This window comes from Tepidibacter aestuarii, from assembly GCF_934924865.1.
Lineage (GTDB): Bacteria > Bacillota > Clostridia > Peptostreptococcales > Peptostreptococcaceae > Tepidibacter_A > Tepidibacter_A aestuarii.
The window spans coordinates 2,459,641-2,479,818 of sequence record NZ_OW235315.1 but is presented as its reverse complement, the minus strand read 5'-3'; the positions used below and the strand labels follow the sequence as shown (position 1 = coordinate 2,479,818).

Here is a 20,178-nt window from a genome sequence, read left to right as displayed (position 1 = left end):
TCCAATTCTAAACTATTATATTTTCCATACGTTTTAAAAGTTCTAAGTCATTTTCTAAATAATGAGATGGATTTAAATTTAAATCATAATTCATATTTTTACCATGATCAAGGTATCTAGGCGATTTTAAGACTTCTCCTAGGTGATTTAAAGTGAGCTTGCGCTTGTGTATCTTTTCGTATTCTTTTTCTATAGATTTTAGTATATCTATAGAGTTTTGGATACAAACTCTTGATAGTTCGTATAAAGACGATTTAGATGCATTTTTGACAAAAGACAAAGAGGTATAAGGGAATAGCATATTAATAGAAGGAATTAGATTTCTTTTAGGAGCAACGCCTCTCCATAGAGTATCTCCTCCTATAAATGGATACATAGCATTTTCATTAAACCATAGTCTTAGGTTTGGAATAAAATAAGCACAATCTACAGCTCTATTTTGAATATCCATAAGTTCTTTTCCTCTACCTGATAGTATACCAACTATAATTTTATTAACGTTTACATTTTGTTCTTTCAATATAGGATCAATAGCTTTTATTCTATATCCTTTATTCAAAATATCGTCTATAAGAATTACATTTCTATCGAATGATGCTATTGTTTTAATCTGACTTTGAAGGTCTAGGTAGTAAGGGTATGAAGCAATGGAAAAATCAGTTAAGCTAGGATTGAATAATTTCTCCGTATGAAGAGATTTGGTAACCGTGTTTGGTACAACAACTCCTTTTAAGAGGTTACCAAATGGAACACACATAGAATCTCCTGATTTTCTAGGCTTTAAGCTTATAGGTGGTACTTTATTTTCCTTACATACCTTTCGTATTAGATTTTCATATAAAACTGTTTTATCAAATGATAAAACAAGACTTCCAGGGTAAATACAGCTGAGTGCCTCTTGCAGTTTTTTTCTAGATCTCAATATAGTTTTTCTTACCCTATGACTATCTACAAATGGAGCTTTTATAAATGATTCAACATCTAAGGTCAATACACAAGGATTTGTCATATTGACTACATAAATAGGATCTACATCTTGATCTGATACTTCTAAAAATCCCTGAAGCTTTAATGTATAATGGGCGGATTCAGTTAGATTGTAGTTAGTAGTGTCTTTATATATAGCATAAGTATAGTCTCTTTTGATACAAAAAGATAGAACTTCTGTTATTAATATTTGCTCTAGATTTTCTATTTCATAGTTTTTTATGCAAGATATATAATCTATTACAACTGCTTTTCCTATTACATTTTGGCGTACGTATTCAGATGTAGTGTGGTTTTTAAATTCTTTATAAAGCATACTCCAATTTAATTGATGAAATAAGCAAAATCCTAATATTTTATTATTTTTACTAGAGTCTTGTATGTATAATATTTTGGTATTGTACATTTTTAAATTATTATAAAGATTTTTGAGATTGTAAGTATTGTCCTTAAAAAACTCTAAATCTATCCTATCTATCAAATCCTTGGATATATCAGTAGCTATATTTATATCTATAGACATAGTCTTCATAAGCGCTTTGTATTGAGGTTCTCTTTGGTACAATCCTTTTTCGTATACATATTTTTGTGCAAGTGGATCTAAAAGCTCTGAAATATCTCTATCTTCGTCTATATAATCTCTTATTTGGCTAGAACTTACATCTTCGTATTGAGCAGGTAAATTAAGTATTATAGCATTTTTTTCTAGCTTATCAACTTGAGACTTAAGCGTATCATCAAGACTAGTAGAATCTTTGATATTTCTTTTGAAAATGATATGAGAAAAATTGTGTATAGAATAATCAGAAGCAGGTTTTTTGTACGCTGATGCATTTAATATTACATCACTTCCTATTACTATAGAAATATCTGATTCAGGAAAACTTTCACTAAGGATTTTTAAATCTTTAGGATTTGAAATATTAACAGGTATATCGTCGGGATATAAATAAATATTGGGTTCATTAGCTATAGACATATTTATTATATTTCGTCTAAATAAATTAGGTTGAGCCTTTTTGGACCAAGAAAACTCATCTACAGAAAGATAAACCTCAAATCCTAAATTTTGGATAGCTTTTGCAATTTCCTTGTGACCAACAGAAAAAGGATCGAAAGTTCCTGGGAAAAAAGCTACTTTAGATGGAACATTTATTGATATGTCTTTCTTTGCAAATGTATATTCATTTATAAATCTATATACTTGATTTAAGGCTGCTGCATTAGTAAAAAATACGATATCTTTTGACTCAACTGAATCTATTAAAACTAAGAGTTTTTTAGCTATAACTTTAAATATGTCTTTTTTGTTTTCCATATAAAGTCTTTTAGATGCAAATATATGCCTTCCTATGACTCTAAATGAAGTTTGCTTAACATGATAATCATAGTGAGCAAGTCCATTTAACAAAATACCTAAGATTTTTATAAGTCTTTTATTTGATATATCCCCACCTTCAGAGAATCTATCCTTGTATTTAGGATAATTCTTTAAAGTTATTCCAACGGTTTCAAGAACTAAAGATGTTATTTGATTATTTGATTGCTTTGTCTTTTGAGTAAAATCATCTATAACTTCATCTAGTTCAATCGGTTGAAGATAAAGTATAATTTCGCCTAAATAATCAGGTATATACTTACTAAATTGATATTTTTCTATTTCAAGAGATCTAAGCAATTCTATTGCAATGTCATTTCTTTCTTCAAGTGACAGGTAAGGCATTATTTTTATTATGTTTTTTCCGGCAGCATTTCTCACACTTTCTATACCGCTAACCTTTAAAAGATTGCAAAAATGCATAGCTGTATAAGCCATATTGTTTAAATTTTTTACATTGTATTCGAATAATAAATCTATATTAATCTTTTTTATAATCCAAGGAGTTAAAGTTTTTAAGTTACTTAGAAATATACTTCCTATTTTAGATTCATCACTCAAATAAATTGATTTGTACTTGTTCAAAGTAATTTCTTTCAAGTTTAGTTTGGTTGAAATTTTAAATTTCAAGAAATTTTCTGCTGGTATTTGTGATTTAAATGTATTCGTTTCAAAAAATTCGTTTATATTTTTGTTTGATCTGAAATTATTATTTTCTTTATTTAAAAGTATATAAATTATGTTTAAAGAGGATATTCGTATATTATCATTATTGCTATTTAGAGCTGATAATATATAATCTACAAGTATAACATCATCATTTGATATAGGTATATATTTCATTGCATTTATTAAATAAAGCTGAATGCTATTATTTTTAGTGAAGTATTTTTTATAATAGCTAAATACTATGCTTTTATAGGTTTTTACCTGAGATTCATTACAATTACTAAACAATGAAGAAAGCATTACAGATATATTATATCCTATCCATTTTTGATGAATATCTATTATCTTATGATCTGGATTTATGAATAAATTCAAGTAATCGCATAAAAGAGAATAGCTAGTAGTAAGAGGATTATTTAATTTAACATCACTAGGTATTTCTTTTCTGTAATTTTCATCGAATACTGCTATTAAATTACCTATTAAATATGCACATTGCTTTCTTATGTCCTCATCAGGATGAACCAGATTTTCATATAAAAACTTTAGCATTACTATTTTTTGGTTTTGAGTTAAATAAGTTGAATATTCTTCAAAGACTTGAAGATATTTTCTTATATTATCTCCGTCATTTTCGCTTCTAGCAAGTTCTAATATATAGTTAAGAGAATGTTCACTTCTAAGCTTGTGCATAAGATTTATATTGTGATGAACTGATAGATATTTTAGGTTACTTATTATCTCATTTCCACTTATTAAAGAGTAGTATGATTGCTTACGTTTATCAGATTTTATATCTTGATAACCTAAATCTACACCTATATGAATTAAATAATCTTCAAAATCCTTAAGTTTTGCATAGACTTTTGAGTATCTTTTTTTCTTTAAATCATCTACATTATCTAGTTTTTGAAGTATAATATTAAAAGACTCTTTTAAACTGAATATGCTCATTTGGAAATTATCATTGTTTTTAATACGAAAATCACAGTATATGAGGATAAGAGACTCTATAGATAAATTTTCAAGCTCAAGATCCCAAACAGAGTGATTGAGAGCTATGTGACCTATATACATTATGTGGTGTTTTTTAAACCATTTATCGGTATAATAATAATGCAGATAAGGTACTCGTTTTGATTCGCTTTTTTTGCATCCAAATTTACCTAAGTCATGACCAGCAGCACTTCCTGAAACTCTTCCTAAGTCTATAGGAATACCTATATTTTTAATTTGTCGTGCTATGCTAAGTGCTAGATAGTGTACTCCGCATATGTGATCTAGTGTGTTGTGACTTAGTATTTCTTGGTTTAGCTTCATCATTTCATATATGTATTCATTATTGAAATATTTTATAAAACGTTTGTATTCTGATCTTGCATCAAGTGAATTAATTTCGTCAGTATTTAAAAAATTTAGAGGATATTGTATATAAAAGCTTGAATTATTAGATAACTTTTCGTATTTACAAAATACTCTGATAATTTCTATATATATCATACAAGCCAGTTGTATATTTTCGGAAATCTCTTGGAACTCTATTTCTACAGAGTCTGGGAAAGATTTATATAAAAGTATGTTGTAGGTGTAGTTTAGCCAATCAGATTTACTTAAATTTGGATGAATATTGTCTAATATATTTTGGCAAAGGTTTAATATAGATTTACATGTATAGTCTCGATTTTTTATCATATTATTTATATTTGCTATAAACAAATAATTATCTATATTATTTGTTAAAAATAAATGTGAAATCTTGTCTGAAAGATCTAGATTTAATACAGAATCTAGTATTTCTTTGTGTATATCTATTACAATATCTTTTTTCATCAATTAAACACCTCTCGGTAAATGTATTTTAGATAATTATACTATGTATTATTAACTCTAAATATAGTAAAATTCATATAATTTAAATTATATATATAAAATAATAATCTTGACACGAACATAGGTTTTGTGTAGTGTAAAATAGGAAATCAAAAATAGAAGGTGGTAGTATATATGAACAAAAATAACGACTATGGAAATAATAGTATATCATCTCTTAAGGGCGCAGACAGAGTTAGATTAAGACCTAGTGTAATATTTGGCTCTGATGGTATTGAAGGATGTAAGCACTCTGTGTTTGAAATATTATCAAATTCTATAGATGAGGCAAGAGAAGGCTTTGGAAATATAATCGAGATAACACGATGTAGTGATAATTCTATAATAATAAAGGATAGAGGTCGAGGAATACCTCTTGATTATAATGAAAAAGAAGATAGATACAACTGGGAACTAGTATTTTGTGAATTATATGCAGGTGGTAAGTATAAAAATAATTCTGGTGAAAATTATGAATTTAGTTTAGGGCTTAATGGACTTGGAAGCTGTGCTACTCAATATAGTTCAGAATATATGGATGTTACTGTTTATAGAGACGGATATAAGTACGATCTTCATTTTGAAAAAGGTGAGAATATAGGAGGCCTAAAAAAAGAAAAGTGTGATTATGAACATACTGGAACTATAATAAAGTGGAAGCCTGATATAGATGTATTTACAGATATACAAATAGATATAGATTATTATAAGGATGTAATTAAAAAACAGGCTATAGTAAATTCAAATCTTAAATTCAAGATTTATGATGAAGAAACTGATGAAAACTACGAATACTGTTATGAAAATGGTATTTTAGATTATATAGATGAGGTAAATGATTCAAAAGGATTTACTAATGTACAATTATATGAAGAGGAAAGACGAGGTAGGGATAGAGAGGACAAGCCCGAATATAAGCTTAAGGTTCAGGTAGGATTTTGTTTTAATAATGAAATCAATTTGATTGAATACTACCACAACTCGAGTTTTTTAGAATACGGAGGATCTCCTGATAAGGCTGTTAAGAACGCATTTATATATATGATAGATAAGTACTTAAAAGATAATAATAAGTATAACAAAGGTGAAAAGAAGATAAGTTTTGTAGATATATCAGATAGTTTAATACTAGTTACAAATTCATTTTCTACAATTACAAGTTATGAAAATCAAACTAAAAAATCTATAACTAATAAATTTATACAAGAAGCTATAACTAGTTTGTTAAAAGAAAAGCTAGAAATATATTTTATAGAGAATAAATTAGAAGCAAATAAAATATGTGAACAAGTTTTAGTTAATAAGAGAAGTAGAGAAAGAGCTGAAAAAACAAGAATAAACATAAAAAAACAGTTAGGTGGAAACATAGATATAAAGAACAGGGTTAAAAAGTTTGTTGATTGTAGAACTAAGGATATTAGTAAGAGAGAATTATTCATAGTTGAGGGAGATTCTGCACTTGGTTCTTGTAAAATGGGAAGAGATTCAGAGTTTCAAGCTATAATACCTGTTAGAGGTAAGATACTTAATTGTCTTAAAGCAGATTACGATAAAATCTTTAAAAGTGATATAATAACGGATTTATTAAAGGTTCTTGGATGTGGTGTTCAAATAGAGACTAAGCATAATAAAGATTTGAATACTTTTGATATGAATAATTTGAATTGGGATAAGGTAATAATATGTACCGATGCAGATGTAGATGGCTTCCAAATTAGAACGCTTATACTTACAATGCTTTATAGACTAGTACCTATGCTAATAGAAAAAGGAAAAGTATATATAGCTGAATCGCCATTATTTGAAATAAATACTTCGAGAAAAACTTATTTTGCTTATAATGAGAAGGAAAAAAATAGTATAATATCTAAGATAAAGGGTAAATACAATATCCAAAGGTCAAAAGGACTTGGTGAAAATGAGCCTGAGATGATGTGGCAAACTACTATGAATCCTGAAAGTAGAAGGCTTATTCAAGTACTTCCTGAAGATGTTAAGAAAACACAAGAGGTATTTGATATGTTACTAGGGGACGATATTAAAGAAAGAAAAAGATTCATAGCTGAGTATGGACATAAGTATATTGATATGACAGATGTTAGTTAAGGGGAGTGAAGATTTATGGTTGAAAATATAGAAAGACAAAGAATTACAGAAACGCTAGAAGAAAATTATATGCCGTATGCTATGAGCGTAATAGTTTCAAGAGCTATTCCAGAGATAGATGGTTTTAAGCCAAGTCATAGAAAGCTTTTATATACTATGTATAAAATGGGGCTTTTAAATTCCAATAAAACAAAATCAGCAAATGTTGTTGGACAAACTATGAAGTTAAATCCCCATGGTGATATGGCTATATATGAGACTCTAGTTAGATTGACAAGAGGAAATGATTCTTTACTTCACCCGTTTATAGATTCTAAGGGAAACTTTGGTAAAAAATATTCTAAAGATATGAGCTTTGCAGCACCTAGATATACAGAGGTAAAATTAGATGATCTATGCAAGGAGATTTTTAAGGATATAGATAAAAATACTGTTAAATTTGTAGACAATTATGATGGTACTTTAAAAGAGCCTGTACTTTTGCCTACAACATACCCTAATGTACTTGTAAATGCAAATCAAGGTATCGCTGTTGGTATGTCAAGTAGTATATGTAGTTTTAACTTAGAAGAGGTATGTAGTGCTACTATTAATTATATTAAAAATAAAGATGTGGATATAAGTGATTATATAAAGGCTCCGGATTTTTCAACGGGTGGATATATAATATATTCAAAAGATCAAATGGAAAAGATATATGAAACAGGACGAGGTAGCTTTAAATTAAGAGCTAAGTATAGATATGATAAAAAGAACAACTGTATAGAAGTATATGAAATCCCTTATACTACTAATATAGAGACTATAATAGATAAAATAATAGATCTTGTTAAAGACAATAAAATTAAAGAAATATCAGATGTTAGAGATGAGACTGATTTAAATGGTCTTAAGGTTACTTTGGATTTAAAAAGAAATACGGACGTAGATTTGCTTATGCATAAGCTTTATAAGATGACTACTCTTGAAGATAGTTTTTCTTGCAATTTTAATATGTTAATAAATGGGCAACCTAAGGTATTAGGCATAAAGGCAGTTCTAAGAGAATGGGTTGATTTTAGAGTAGAGTGCATTAAGGGATATTTACAATATGATATAGAGAAAAAGACAGATAGATTACATCTTCTATTAGGGCTTGAGAAAATTTTACTTGATATAGATAAGGCTATTGATATAATTAGAAATACTAAAGAAGATAAAGAAGTTATACCTAACTTGATTAAAGGATTTAATATAGATAAAATTCAGGCAGAATATATAGCTGAAATAAAGCTTAGGAATTTAAATAAAGAATATATATTAAAACAGCTAAATAATATAAAGACTTTGCAGTCTGATTTGGAAAATCTTAATGAAACTATTAAAAGTGATAAAAAAATAAAAAATATAATAATAAAAGAATTAAAAGAGGTTTCTAAAAAATACAAAAAACCTAGAAAGACTGAAATAATAAGCAATGATGATATAAAAGAAATAAAAGATGAACATTTAATAAGTGACTATAATGTCAAGTTATTTTTAACTAATGAGAATTACTTTAAGAAGATATCTCTCGCTTCGCTTAGATCTTTTTCGGAGCAAAAATTGAAAGATGATGACTTTATAATACAAGAGATAGATGCTAATAATAAGGATGAAATTCTACTTTTTTCAAATAAGCAGAATTTATATAAATTAAAAGTTTATGACCTTGCTGATTGTAAGGCTAGTTCTTTAGGTGAGTATTTAACTAATATATTAAAGCTAAAGGAAGATGAGAATATTATATATATGTGTCTTTCTAATAATTATGAAGGATATATGCTTTATTGTTTTAGGGATGCTAAGATAGCTAAAACTCATATAGAAAATTATAAGACTAAGACTAATAGAAGAAAGCTTGTAAAGGCTTATTCTGATAAGTCAGAACTAGTTCGCATGCTTTATATAAAAGATGATGTTAAATTAGAGCTTTATAAAAATAATAAAAAAGCTTCTGTCATAAATACTAAGGATATAGAGCTTCAATCAACAAAAACTTCTAAAGGGATAGAAGTTTTAAAGCTTGGAAAGAGAAGCTATATGACCGATGTGAAAATATTGGATTAAAAAATACGCCATGGATATGGCGTATTTTTTTATTTAAATAGATGTTTCACTTATAAGCTTATCAACAGCAACTTGAACTTTATTAGAAGAATCTGTTTGAGATTTTGAAAGATTCTTTAGCTTGTCTACTTCAGCTGTTATAGTTTTTATCTCATCTGTTATTTTTCCAAGTATTTCATTAATTTCTTTAGCAAACCCCTCGCTATTTGTTGCTAACTGTTGAACTTCATTTGCAACTACAGAGAATCCTTTTCCGGCTTGGCCGGCTCTTGCAGCTTCAATAGTAGCATTTATACCTAGTATTTTAGTTTGATGGGCTATTTTGTTTACGTATTTTATTATTTTGTCAGTATCTTGTATATGAGTTATAGAAGTTTTAGTAGAATCTAAAAGTATATCGCTTATACCCTGCATATCATCTATTGACGATGATATGTCATCTAACTCAGTTTTTACTATATTTGAAGTATCTCTAATTATGGAAATATGGTTATTAAGTTGAGATAGAGTATCTACATTTCTATCTACTAGAGTCATTACTAAAAGAGCACCAGTAGAATCTATTATAGTACATTTATGGCTGAATTTTTCTTGCAATAATTTAGCAACATTACTGTTGCCAGTAGCCTCTATTATTAAATCAATGTTTTTATTATCTAAATCATCTATAGATTGAGAATAATCTATACCTAAACTTTTACAAAGAACTATGCCTGGTGCATCTAAATTTTTATCTATAACTAAAGAAATATTTATAGAATCTGTATCGTTTATTGCTTGTATAATATTTTTACCGCCTATTCCAGCTCCAATTAATGCTATATTCAAGATAAAAAACCCCCTAAGTATAATTAGATTTGACATACTAATTCTACAATATATTGGATTATAAGGCAATAAATAATAAAATTTCGACATTCAGAAAATTATGAAAAATTTAAATCGACTTTACAAACAGGGAATAAGCAAATATAATACAGTTTATAACTTAATACGGTCGGATGAAGGTAGCAGGATTAAAACTGTTATTGGACGAACCTCTGGAGAGACTCTTTTATAGAGCACCGAAGGGGAAAAGTTGTTTAAAGGTAAATTTTAATCAACTAAACTCTCAGGTAAAAGGACAGGGGATATATCGGAGTTGATGATATATTTCAAACCAGAGGCCAAATCATATTGATTTGGCTTTTATTATTTAAAAGCCAAAATCTATATTTTGGCTTTTTTTATATACTAAGGGATTATAAAATTTTCGTTCTGTGGATAACATTGATGCAAGAACTACACTTGCAATTATTTTGAGCAACGGAGACCGTAGGGATCGTTGGCGATATGAGTCAGTGCGTAGCAACTAGACGAATTTTATATATATAATATATTTTTTATTTTAGAATAAGAAGATTTGCTAAGGTTAATACTATAACTAGTTCTGTAAAGAATATATTTAATATTCCTATAATACTAGGTTAAGTAGTATTAATATGTAACTTTAAAGGAAATAAAAAATATTTTTAGAGTATGTGAAATTATAGGACTTAGAAATGCGATAGTAAGCGAAGCTAAACAATATTTTTCTAAAGAATAATATTTATATAAATTAACATTGATACAGATGTTAATTTTAAATAGCAAAGAATTCGATATGTTATAAATGTTTGGAATAATTAGAAAATTAAGAATAATATATTGACATTTGACTATATATTAACGTATAATAATAATTAGTTAAATGAGTTCGGATGAAGATAATGAGAAAACGTTATCAGACGAGCCTCTGGAGAGACTCTACAAAGAGCACCGAAGGGGAAAGCTAATAGAAATTAGTCAAACTCTCAGGTAAAAGGACAGAGATTATTCTTACCGGAATAAATCCCAAAAATCAGATTTTCATGATTTGACTTTTTGATTACTTTTCTTTATAGCTTTTCGTTTTACTTATCATTTTTTTATTTTAGTTTTACTTTTCAATGTTTTATAATTTCAAGTTTTGTTTTTTGCATCAAAAACCAAAAAAATTTAAAAGGAGGAATTATATGGAGCATCTAGTCGGTGTCTTAAATGGATTGATTTGGAGTAAAGCACTTATTATTTTATGTTTAGGAGCAGGTATATACTTTTCTTTCAGAACTCGTTTTTTACAAGTTAGACTTTTGAAAGATATGGTAAAGCTATTATTTGGAGGATCATCGTCAGAACAAGGGGTTTCTTCATTCCAGGCATTTGCGTTATCTGTATCAGGTCGTGTAGGAACTGGAAATATAGCAGGGGTTGCAACGGCTATAGCAATGGGAGGACCTGGAGCATTATTCTGGATGTGGGCAATAGCCTTTTTAGGAGCAGGTTCAGCTTATGTTGAGGCTACTTTAGCTCAAATATATAAGGTTGAACAAGATGGAGAGTATCGTGGAGGACCAGCGTATTATATAGAAAAAGGAATGAACAATAAGTGGTATGCAACTACATTTGCAGTTGCAACTATAGTAGCAATGGGATTCTTTTTACCAGGAGTTCAGTCTAATAGTATAGCAGCAGGACTTAATAATGCATTTGGGATAACTCCTACAGTAACAGGAATAATATTAGTTGTATTCTTAGCACTTATAATATTTGGTGGAGTTAAGCGTATAAGCAAAGCAGCTGAAATAATAGTACCTCTTATGGCTACAGGTTATATATTGGTTGCACTTATTGTAATAATTGTTAATATTTCTGAATTACCTGGAGTTATAGCATTAGTATTTAAGAGTGCATTTGGAGCACAACCTGCTTTTGCTGGTATACTAGGTATGGCTATTTCTTGGGGAGTTAAGCGTGGTATTTATTCAAATGAAGCAGGTCAGGGAACTAGCCCGCATGCAGCAGCTGCAGCTGAGGTTTCACATCCTGCAAAACAAGGATTAGTTCAAGCATTTTCAGTATATATAGATACTTTATTTGTTTGTTCAGCTACTGGATTCATGATTTTAATTACTGGAATGTACAATATTTACGATAAATCTGGAGGATTTATAGCTAATAATTTAGGAGATGTTGAAATAGGGCCTATATACACTCAAAGAGCAGTTGAAACTCTATTACCATCTTTTGGTGGTGCATTTGTTGCAATAGCTTTATTCTTCTTTGCATTTACTACTTTGATGGCATATTATTATATTGCTGAAACTAATGTTGCTTATTTAATAAGAAAGAGCAATAATAAATCATTAATAAATGTATTGAGATTTGCATTACTTGGAGCAACTTTCTATGGAGCTATAAAGACTGCAAACTTAGCATGGGCATTAGGAGATATAGGTGTTGGTACTATGGCATGGCTAAATGTTATAGCAATACTTATAATGGGAAAACCGGCTCTTATAGCACTTAAAGACTATGAAGAGCAAAAAGCAGCAGGCAAGGACCCTGTATTTAATTCTAAAAAGTATGATATAAAAAATGCAGAGTTCTGGGAAAATACTACTGATAGCGTTAGTAAATAATTCAAAGAAAAGACCCCGTAAGGGGTCTTTTTCATTTGCTAGAAAATTATGAAAATTTGAATATATAGATAATATTGATGAAAGAACTACAGCATCAACTATTTTAAGCAACGGAGCCCGTAGGACTCATTAGCGACATGAGCCATGCGTTAGCGTGAAGCGAATTTTATTATTCTACTTCTTTTCTAAATTCATCAAGTCCAACTCTATCTATATATGATCCTAATCTTTCATGTCTTTTAGCATTTTTAGAGTATACTTTGACTACCTTATCTATTATTTTAAATACTTCATCTTCATCAACATGTTCAAATAAAGTATCACCTAATCTAGGCTTCAGTCCTCCTTTTCCTCCAACTTGGATTCTAAATCCTTTAGGAGTACCCATTATACCTATATCTCTGAAATGATTATCTGCACACGAGTTTGGACATCCACTAACGCCTATTTTAAGCTTGTTTGGAAGACTCATTCCATGATATAGCTCATCTAGCTTCATACCTACTCCTACTGAATCTTGTTGCCCTCTTTTACAAAATGTTGTTCCAGGACAGAACTTAACACTTCTTACACAAAGCCCTATAGCAGCTCCTGGCTTCATTCCTAAATCTTCCCAAGCATTGTCTAGATCATCCTCTTTAAGTCCTACAATTGCTATTCTTTGAGATGATGTCAATTTTACTGCTTGCGCGCTGTATTTATCAGCAGTATCTGCAATCTTTCTTAATTTGTCAGTTGAAATAATTCCTCCAGGTAAATGAGGTGCTATTGCATATGTTTCTTTGTCCCTTTGAAGGACAGCCCCTTTTTCTAATAAATCTTTCTTAGACATAAAAATCCCCTTTCTAAATAAATAATGGTAAAAACTTACCTAATATATTATTCCCCAAAAATTAGCCGCAAAACAGAAAAGTTTAATTTTTTATGCAAAGCAAGAATTATAAACATAAAATTAACAAATTTACAATATAACCTAATTTGATCTAAAGGTTAGAAAATTGCGAAAAAAGAATAGTGCCATATGTAAAAAATTAAAAATATATAAAAATCCACTTGAATGACTATAAAAATAAATATAACATGCATGAAAGTATATAGTACATGCATATCTATATATTAACAAATTAAAAGGGGGTCAAAAATGATTAAGAAGATTTTAGCCATATTTATGGCAGCAGTTATGATTATAGGGCTGGTTGGATGTGGTCAAGTAGCTGAGAAAGAGGAAGTTTCTAAGATTGGAATTATGACAGGTACTGTATCTCAAGGTGAAGAGGAGTATAGAGCAGCAGAAAAAATGAAGAAAAAATATGGTGATAGGATAGTTCTTCAAACTTATCCTGATAACTTTATGAAAGAGCAAGAAACAACTATAGCAAATGTTATGAGTATGGCATCAGATCCAGAAGTTAAAGCAATTGTTATTGTTCAAGGTATACCAGGAGTATCGGCAGCTATAGATAAGGCTAGAGAGATAAGACCAGATATGTTATTTGTGGTTGGTGTTCCAGGAGAAGACCCAGATATGATAGCATCAAAAGCTGATGTAGTACTTCAAGCAGATGAACTAGGAATGGGAACTAGTATAGTAGAACAAGCTAAAAAAATGGGTGCTACAAAACTTGTTCACTATTCATTCCCAAGACATATGTCTTATCAATTACTTGCAATGAGAAGGGACTTACTTAGAGAAACTTGTGAAAAGTTAGATATGGAGTTTATAGATGCAACAGCACCAGATCCAACTGGAGATGCAGGGGTTCCAGGAGCGCAACAATTTATATTAGAAGATGTTCCAAGAAAAGTTGCTGAGCTTGGAAAAGATACTGCATTCTTTAGTACTAACTGTTCTATGCAAGAGCCATTAATAAAAGCTGCTTTAGAGCAAGGAGCTATATATCCACAACCATGTTGTCCTTCTCCATACCATGCATTCCCAGGTGCATTAGGAATCCAAATACCTGATGATAAAAAAGGTGATGTTGATTATGTAGTTGAAGAAATCAAATCTAAGATAGCTGAAAAAGGTGGAACAGGTAGATTCTCTACATGGCCAGTTCCAGTTAATATGATGTTTGTTGAAGGTGGAGTTGAATATGCTAAGGCATTCTTAGAAGGAAATACTAATGGTAAGGTAGACAAAGCTAAAATAGAAGAAATATTTAAAAATGTATCAGGTATAGATATGAAATTAAGTACATTCACGAATGAAAGTACAGGAAATACATTTGATAATTTCTTTATGGTACTTTCAGATTATATAACTTTCTAAATAAGGATATTAAATATAGGGTTGCCTTTTTATGGCAACCTTAATTTAGATATAAGGGGGATTTGGGTTGAGCGAAGAATATGTCATTCAAATGAAAAACATTAAAAAAGATTATTTCGGTAACCAAGTTTTAAAGGGAATAAATTTATCAACTAAAAAAGGAGAAATACATGCTCTTTTAGGAGAAAATGGAGCTGGTAAATCTACACTTATGAACATATTGTTTGGGATGCCTGTTATCCATTCTACTGGTGGATTTGAAGGTGAAATACATATAGATGGTAAAAAGGTTGATATTAAGTCTCCTAATGAAGCAATGAAACTAGGAATAGGAATGGTACATCAGGAGTTTATGCTTATTCCAGGATTTGATATAACTGAAAATATAAAGCTGAATAGAGAAACTACTAAACACAATATCCTAAGTAAAGTTATGGGACCTAGTTTAAAAAGTCTAGACTTTGATAGTATGAATAAGGATGCAAGAGATGACCTAGATAAATTAGGAATAGATATTGATGAAAAATCCAAGGTATCAGGACTTCCAGTAGGTTATATGCAGTTTATAGAGATTGCTAGAGAGATAGATAAAAGTAATATAAAGCTTTTGGTATTTGATGAACCTACAGCGGTTTTAACAGAAAGTGAAGCAGATAATTTATTAAAGGCTATGAAAAGAATATCTGACTCAGGAATTGCAATACTGTTTATAACTCATAGATTAGATGAGGTAATGGAGGCAGCTGATAATGTAACAATACTAAGAGATGGTGAGTTTGTAGCAGCACTTGATAAAAATGATACAAATGTAATGCAGCTTGCAGAATTGATGGTTGGTAGAAAAATTGAAAGTTTAAATACTAATGAAGAAATTAATAGTGAAAATGAAGAAGTAATGATGTCTATTAAAGATCTAAAAGTATCTATGCCGGGAGAATATGTAAAGGGTGTAAATTTAGATATTAAAAAAGGAGAAATTTTAGGTATTGGGGGTCTTGCTGGACAAGGTAAAATAGGTATTACAAATGGAATAATGGGTCTTTATCCGAGTGAAGGAGAGGTATTGTTAGATGGTAAGAAACTAAAGCTTAATGCTCCTAAAGATCCTTTAAATAATAAGATTGCATTCGTTAGTGAGGACAGAAGAGGAATTGGGTTATTGCTAGATACTTCTATAGAGACAAATATCGTATTGACAGCTATGCAGATCAAAGGGGAGTTTATAAAAAATTATGGATTGTTTACTCAAAGAAATAAAAAAGAGATAAGAGAGCATGCTCTTAAAATGATAAAGGATCTTGACATAAGGTGTACAGGACCTACTCAAATTACTAGAAGGTTGAGTGGAGGAAATCAACAAAAGGTTTGTATAGCTAGGGCCTTAACCTTAAATCCAGATGTATTGTTTGTATCAGAACCTACTAGAGGAATAGATATAGGAGCTAAAAAATTAGTTCTTGATTTACTTGTAAAACTAAACAAAGAACTTGGAATGACTATTGTAGTAACATCTAGTGAACTTGGTGAATTAAGATCTGTTTGTAATAGAATAGCCATAGTTGCAGAAGGAAAAATAGAAGGTATATTAAAGCCACAAGATAGCGATACAGATTTTGGACTTATGATGGCTGGCGAATATAAAAAAATTCATGCAAAGGAGGAAATATAAGTGGTTGAAACTATGAAAGATTTTATAAAGAAATTAGGATTTGCAAGAACTACTATAATAGCTTTTTTGATAATACTTTGCGTGATGGCTGTTTTTTTAAAAATTCCAATATACATGCTGCTATCTGATACTTTGGTTAGAACAGGTATGAATGGAGTATTGGTTCTAGCTATGGTTCCTGGAATTTTATGTGGTATAGGGCTTAACTTTGGTATTCCTTTGGGAATCGTATGTGGGCTTTTAGGCGGCCTTATAAGTATTGAAATGAATCTTACTGGATTTAGTGCATTTTTCATAGCTGTAATTATATCAATACCAATAGCTGCTGTTGTAGGATACTTTTATGGAGTATTGTTAAATAAAGTAAAAGGTTCTGAAATGATGGTATCTACATATGTAGGATTTTCGGCTATATCTTTGATGTGTATAGGGTGGCTTATACTTCCTTTTAGTAGTTCAGAGATAAAGTGGCCTATAGGTGATGGTCTTAGAACTACAATTTCTTTAGGTTCAAGGTTCGATAAAATACTAAACAAATTTTTATCATTTAATATAGGTAAAGTAAATATACCTACTGGTCTTTTAATATTTTTTATAATAGCTTGCTTATTAGTTTATGTGTTTTTAAATACTAAAGCAGGTATTACTATGAAGGCAGTAGGAGATAATCCAAAATTTGCAATAGCATCTGGTATTGATGTTGACAAAAGTAGGATAATAGGGACTGTACTATCTACTATTTTGGGTGCAGTAGGAATAATTATATATGCTCAAAGTTATGGATTTTTTCAACTTTACCAAGCTCCTATGATGATGGGATTTGCAGCCGTAGCTGCCATTTTAATAGGTGGAGCAAGTGCTCAAAATGCAAAAATATCTCATGTTATACTTGGAACTTTTTTATTTCAGGGGCTTTTGACAATAGCACTTCCTGTTGCAAATAAAATAATTACAGAAGGAAATTTATCAGAGGTAGCAAGAGTTGTAGTACAGTATGGAATTATTTTATATGCATTAACAAAAGTAAAAGGAGGGGAGTAGCATGAATGAAGAAAATGCAATTAAGAATAAAAGTAAATCAATAAATTTTAGAGAATTATTATTTGATAATATGGTTACTATAATGTTTGTAATTCTTTGTCTTATAGGGGTTAAGTATTCTGGTCAACCTATGATATTTATAGTAAATGAGCTGATTGCTAGAATTTCAAGAAATTCATTTTTAGTAATTTCTCTGATTATTCCTGTACTTGCAGGTATGGGTCTTAACTTTGGTATAGTAATAGGTGCAATGGCAGGTCAGATAGCTTTAATAGCAGTAACTCACTGGAAAATAGGTGGTATACAAGGATTTTTATTATGTGCTTTATTGACAGTGCCGATAGCAGTTTTATTTGGATATTTAACAGGAAAATTATTAAACAAAACCAAAGGACAGGAAATGATAGCTAGTATGATCCTAGGATTTTTTGCAAATGGATTATATCAATTATTATTCTTATTTCTGATTGGAACATTGATTCCTATGAATAATCCGGTATTAGTTCTTAGCGGAGGCGTTGGTATAAAAAACACTATAGATTTAAGTGGAGGAGTCAAGTATGCACTTGACAATATAGTAAAGTTTCCTATACTTGATGTTATAGTTGTTGCATCTATTATAAGTATTTTATATATTTTATTTAAGAGAGTAAAGAATAAGAAATTTACTAAAAAACATATTATAAATTTATCTATATTTTTAGTTGTTGGGATAGTTTCTATTTTATTAAGTCAGTTTCAGCCTATATTTAAAATGATAAAAGTGCCTGTTGTAACTATATTAGTTGTAGCTCTTCTTTGTATGTTTAATGTTTTTATAATGAAGACTAAATTAGGTCAGGATTTTAAAGCAGTAGGCCAAGATAATCATGTAGCAAAGGTATCTGGTATAGCTGTAGATAAGATTAGAATAATATCTATAGTAATATCTACTGTATTTGCTGGATGGGGACAATTAATATTTTTACAAAATCTAGGGACATTAAATACATACGGAAGTCATGAACAGGTTGGAATGTTTGCTATAGCAGCTTTACTAATAGGTGGAGCATCAGTATCAAGAGCTACTATATCTCAGGCTATAATAGGAACGATATTATTCCATACTTTATTTATAGTATCTCCACAGGCTGGTAAAAACTTATTGGGTAGTGCTCAAATAGGAGAATATTTTAGAGTATTTGTAGCCTATGGAGTAATAGGGTTATCTCTTGGACTTCATGCATGGAAAAAACAGATACAAGCAAAAAATAAACTTAAAGCTTAAAGATACTTAGTCATAAATTTAATATCTGGTTTACCACTTGCATTTAAAGGTATTGAATCTACATATTTGATGATTTGAGGTATCGTATTTTTAGCAAGATTGTTTTTAAGATATTGTTTGAACTTAATATAATTAAATTGCTCAGATTTAACTATAAAAGCGCATAGTTTTTGATTCTTAATATTATCATGAACTGAAAATAAACATACATCTTCAACAAAATAACTATTTAAAATAATACTCTCTACTTTAGAGGGTATTATTTTGTATCCAGCTTTATTTATCATATTGTCTAATCTTCCTGTTAAATATAGATAACCGTCTTTTAAATATCCTGTATCTAAAACACTATATGTATCAGGATACATAGGAGATATGTAGGGACTTGTAACGCTTACAATAGAATCCTTTATATGAATTTGAACCTCTGGAAAGGCTATTCCAACACTATCTTGTTTTTCTAGTATTTGATTTGAACTTATGTAAGATACATGTCCTAGCTCGCTTGCTCCGTAGTATTCATGAAAAACGGAATTTGGGAATAACTTGATTATGTTTTTTAAAGTTTTAATATCCATTTTACAACCACAGCTTAGAAGTGATGTTATGTATACATTTTCATTCTTCATGGATTTAATTAAAAGCTTATAATGGGAGGGGACCATAAATATATAGGTAATTTTATTTGAATAAATTTCTTTTATCCATGTTTTAGGAAATTTAGAAGTAGAGAAAACTACTGACCCTCCTGTATATATCATATGAATAGCGCTGTTTAAATTAGCTGTATATACTAAATTTCCAACTAAAAATAGTTTATCATCTTTTGATATCTTAAATATATCACTTTGATGTTTAAATGCCTTAACCCAACAATTGTGGTTTTTAAATATAAGCTTAGCATCTCCTGTGCTACCAGAGCTTAAACAGCCTAAAAATATATTATCACTATTTAAATTAAAATTTAAGTCTATAGGTATATAATCAAAATTATTGTAAATTATATTATCTATTATCTCATTGTAATTAAAAGTATCATCTATTACTAATTTTGGTTTTACCTTGTTATATAAATTTTGATATATATTTTCGTTAAAATCTATATCAACTAATATACTCGTTTGATTTATTTTAGATAAGCTTATCAAATAAATAATAGAATATATTTCATCAAATTGCTTTATAAAAACATTATTATTATTGTTTGAATCTAAAACTGTTAAAAACTTTTTAGCTATAAAATCTGTTATAAAATCTAATTTTTTATAATTTATAATCTTTAAGCCTTTTTTTATAGCAATCTTATTGGGTTGCAAATTAGCAAATTTCCTTAAATTTGAATAGATAAGCATG

The 20,178-nt window shown here is 29.4% G+C and carries 11 protein-coding genes and 2 riboswitches; of the genes, 7 read left to right on the top strand and 4 right to left on the bottom strand.

The window, feature by feature from the left end:
- Positions 1–7: 7 nt before the first annotated feature.
- Positions 8–4,864 (bottom strand): nicotinate-nicotinamide nucleotide adenylyltransferase, encoded by a 4,857-nt coding sequence (locus tag M2214_RS12290; protein WP_248478750.1) that lies wholly within the window; start codon positions 4,862–4,864, stop codon positions 8–10.
- 174 nt (positions 4,865–5,038) lie between these two features.
- Between M2214_RS12290 and M2214_RS12285 the strand changes: the two genes are divergently transcribed.
- Both M2214_RS12285 and M2214_RS12280 read left to right on the top strand, forming a co-directional pair.
- Positions 5,039–7,009, top strand: coding sequence for a DNA gyrase/topoisomerase IV subunit B (locus M2214_RS12285; protein WP_248478748.1), 1,971 nt, complete (start codon positions 5,039–5,041; stop codon positions 7,007–7,009).
- Positions 7,010–7,024: 15 nt separating this feature from the next.
- Complete coding sequence (locus tag M2214_RS12280) at positions 7,025–9,097, top strand: DNA gyrase/topoisomerase IV subunit A (RefSeq protein WP_248478746.1); 2,073 nt, start codon at positions 7,025–7,027, stop codon at positions 9,095–9,097.
- A 33-nt stretch (positions 9,098–9,130) separates the two neighbouring features.
- Here the strand turns inward: M2214_RS12280 and M2214_RS12275 are convergent, their stop codons facing one another.
- Complete coding sequence (locus M2214_RS12275) at positions 9,131–9,925, bottom strand: methyl-accepting chemotaxis protein (RefSeq protein WP_248478744.1); 795 nt, start codon at positions 9,923–9,925, stop codon at positions 9,131–9,133.
- Between the two features lie 202 nt (positions 9,926–10,127).
- Positions 10,128–10,234: riboswitch (glycine riboswitch) on the top strand.
- 627 nt (positions 10,235–10,861) lie between these two features.
- A riboswitch (glycine riboswitch) is annotated at positions 10,862–10,955 on the top strand.
- Between the two features lie 175 nt (positions 10,956–11,130).
- Here M2214_RS12275 and M2214_RS12270 point away from each other — a divergent pair.
- Entirely contained in the window at positions 11,131–12,576 is a 1,446-nt protein-coding gene (locus tag M2214_RS12270) for an alanine/glycine:cation symporter family protein (protein WP_248478742.1), read from the top strand.
- A gap of 169 nt (positions 12,577–12,745) precedes the next feature.
- Here the strand turns inward: M2214_RS12270 and M2214_RS12265 are convergent, their stop codons facing one another.
- Complete coding sequence (locus M2214_RS12265) at positions 12,746–13,408, bottom strand: nitrite/sulfite reductase domain-containing protein (protein WP_248478740.1); 663 nt, start codon at positions 13,406–13,408, stop codon at positions 12,746–12,748.
- A gap of 309 nt (positions 13,409–13,717) precedes the next feature.
- Between M2214_RS12265 and M2214_RS12260 the strand changes: the two genes are divergently transcribed.
- The 4 genes from M2214_RS12260 (at position 13,718) to M2214_RS12245 (ending at position 18,825) form a co-directional block, all read left to right on the top strand.
- Entirely contained in the window at positions 13,718–14,848 is a 1,131-nt protein-coding gene (locus M2214_RS12260; RefSeq protein ID WP_248478732.1) for a DUF3798 domain-containing protein, read from the top strand.
- A gap of 67 nt (positions 14,849–14,915) precedes the next feature.
- Positions 14,916–16,517, top strand: coding sequence for a sugar ABC transporter ATP-binding protein (locus tag M2214_RS12255; protein ID WP_248478730.1), 1,602 nt, complete (start codon positions 14,916–14,918; stop codon positions 16,515–16,517).
- Complete coding sequence (locus tag M2214_RS12250) at positions 16,518–17,558, top strand: ABC transporter permease subunit (protein WP_248478728.1); 1,041 nt, start codon at positions 16,518–16,520, stop codon at positions 17,556–17,558. It begins immediately after the preceding gene.
- 1 nt (position 17,559) lies between these two features.
- The gene (locus M2214_RS12245; protein ID WP_248478726.1) at positions 17,560–18,825 is read left to right on the top strand and encodes an ABC transporter permease subunit; all 1,266 of its coding nucleotides are present in this window, start codon (positions 17,560–17,562) and stop codon (positions 18,823–18,825) included.
- Here M2214_RS12245 and M2214_RS12240 read toward each other — a convergent pair.
- On the bottom strand, positions 18,822–20,177 hold the full coding sequence (locus M2214_RS12240; protein WP_248478724.1) for an AMP-binding protein: 1,356 nt from the start codon (positions 20,175–20,177) through the stop codon (positions 18,822–18,824). The two genes, M2214_RS12245 and M2214_RS12240, sit on opposite strands and share 4 nt — an antisense overlap.
- Between the last annotated feature and the right edge of the window lies 1 nt (position 20,178).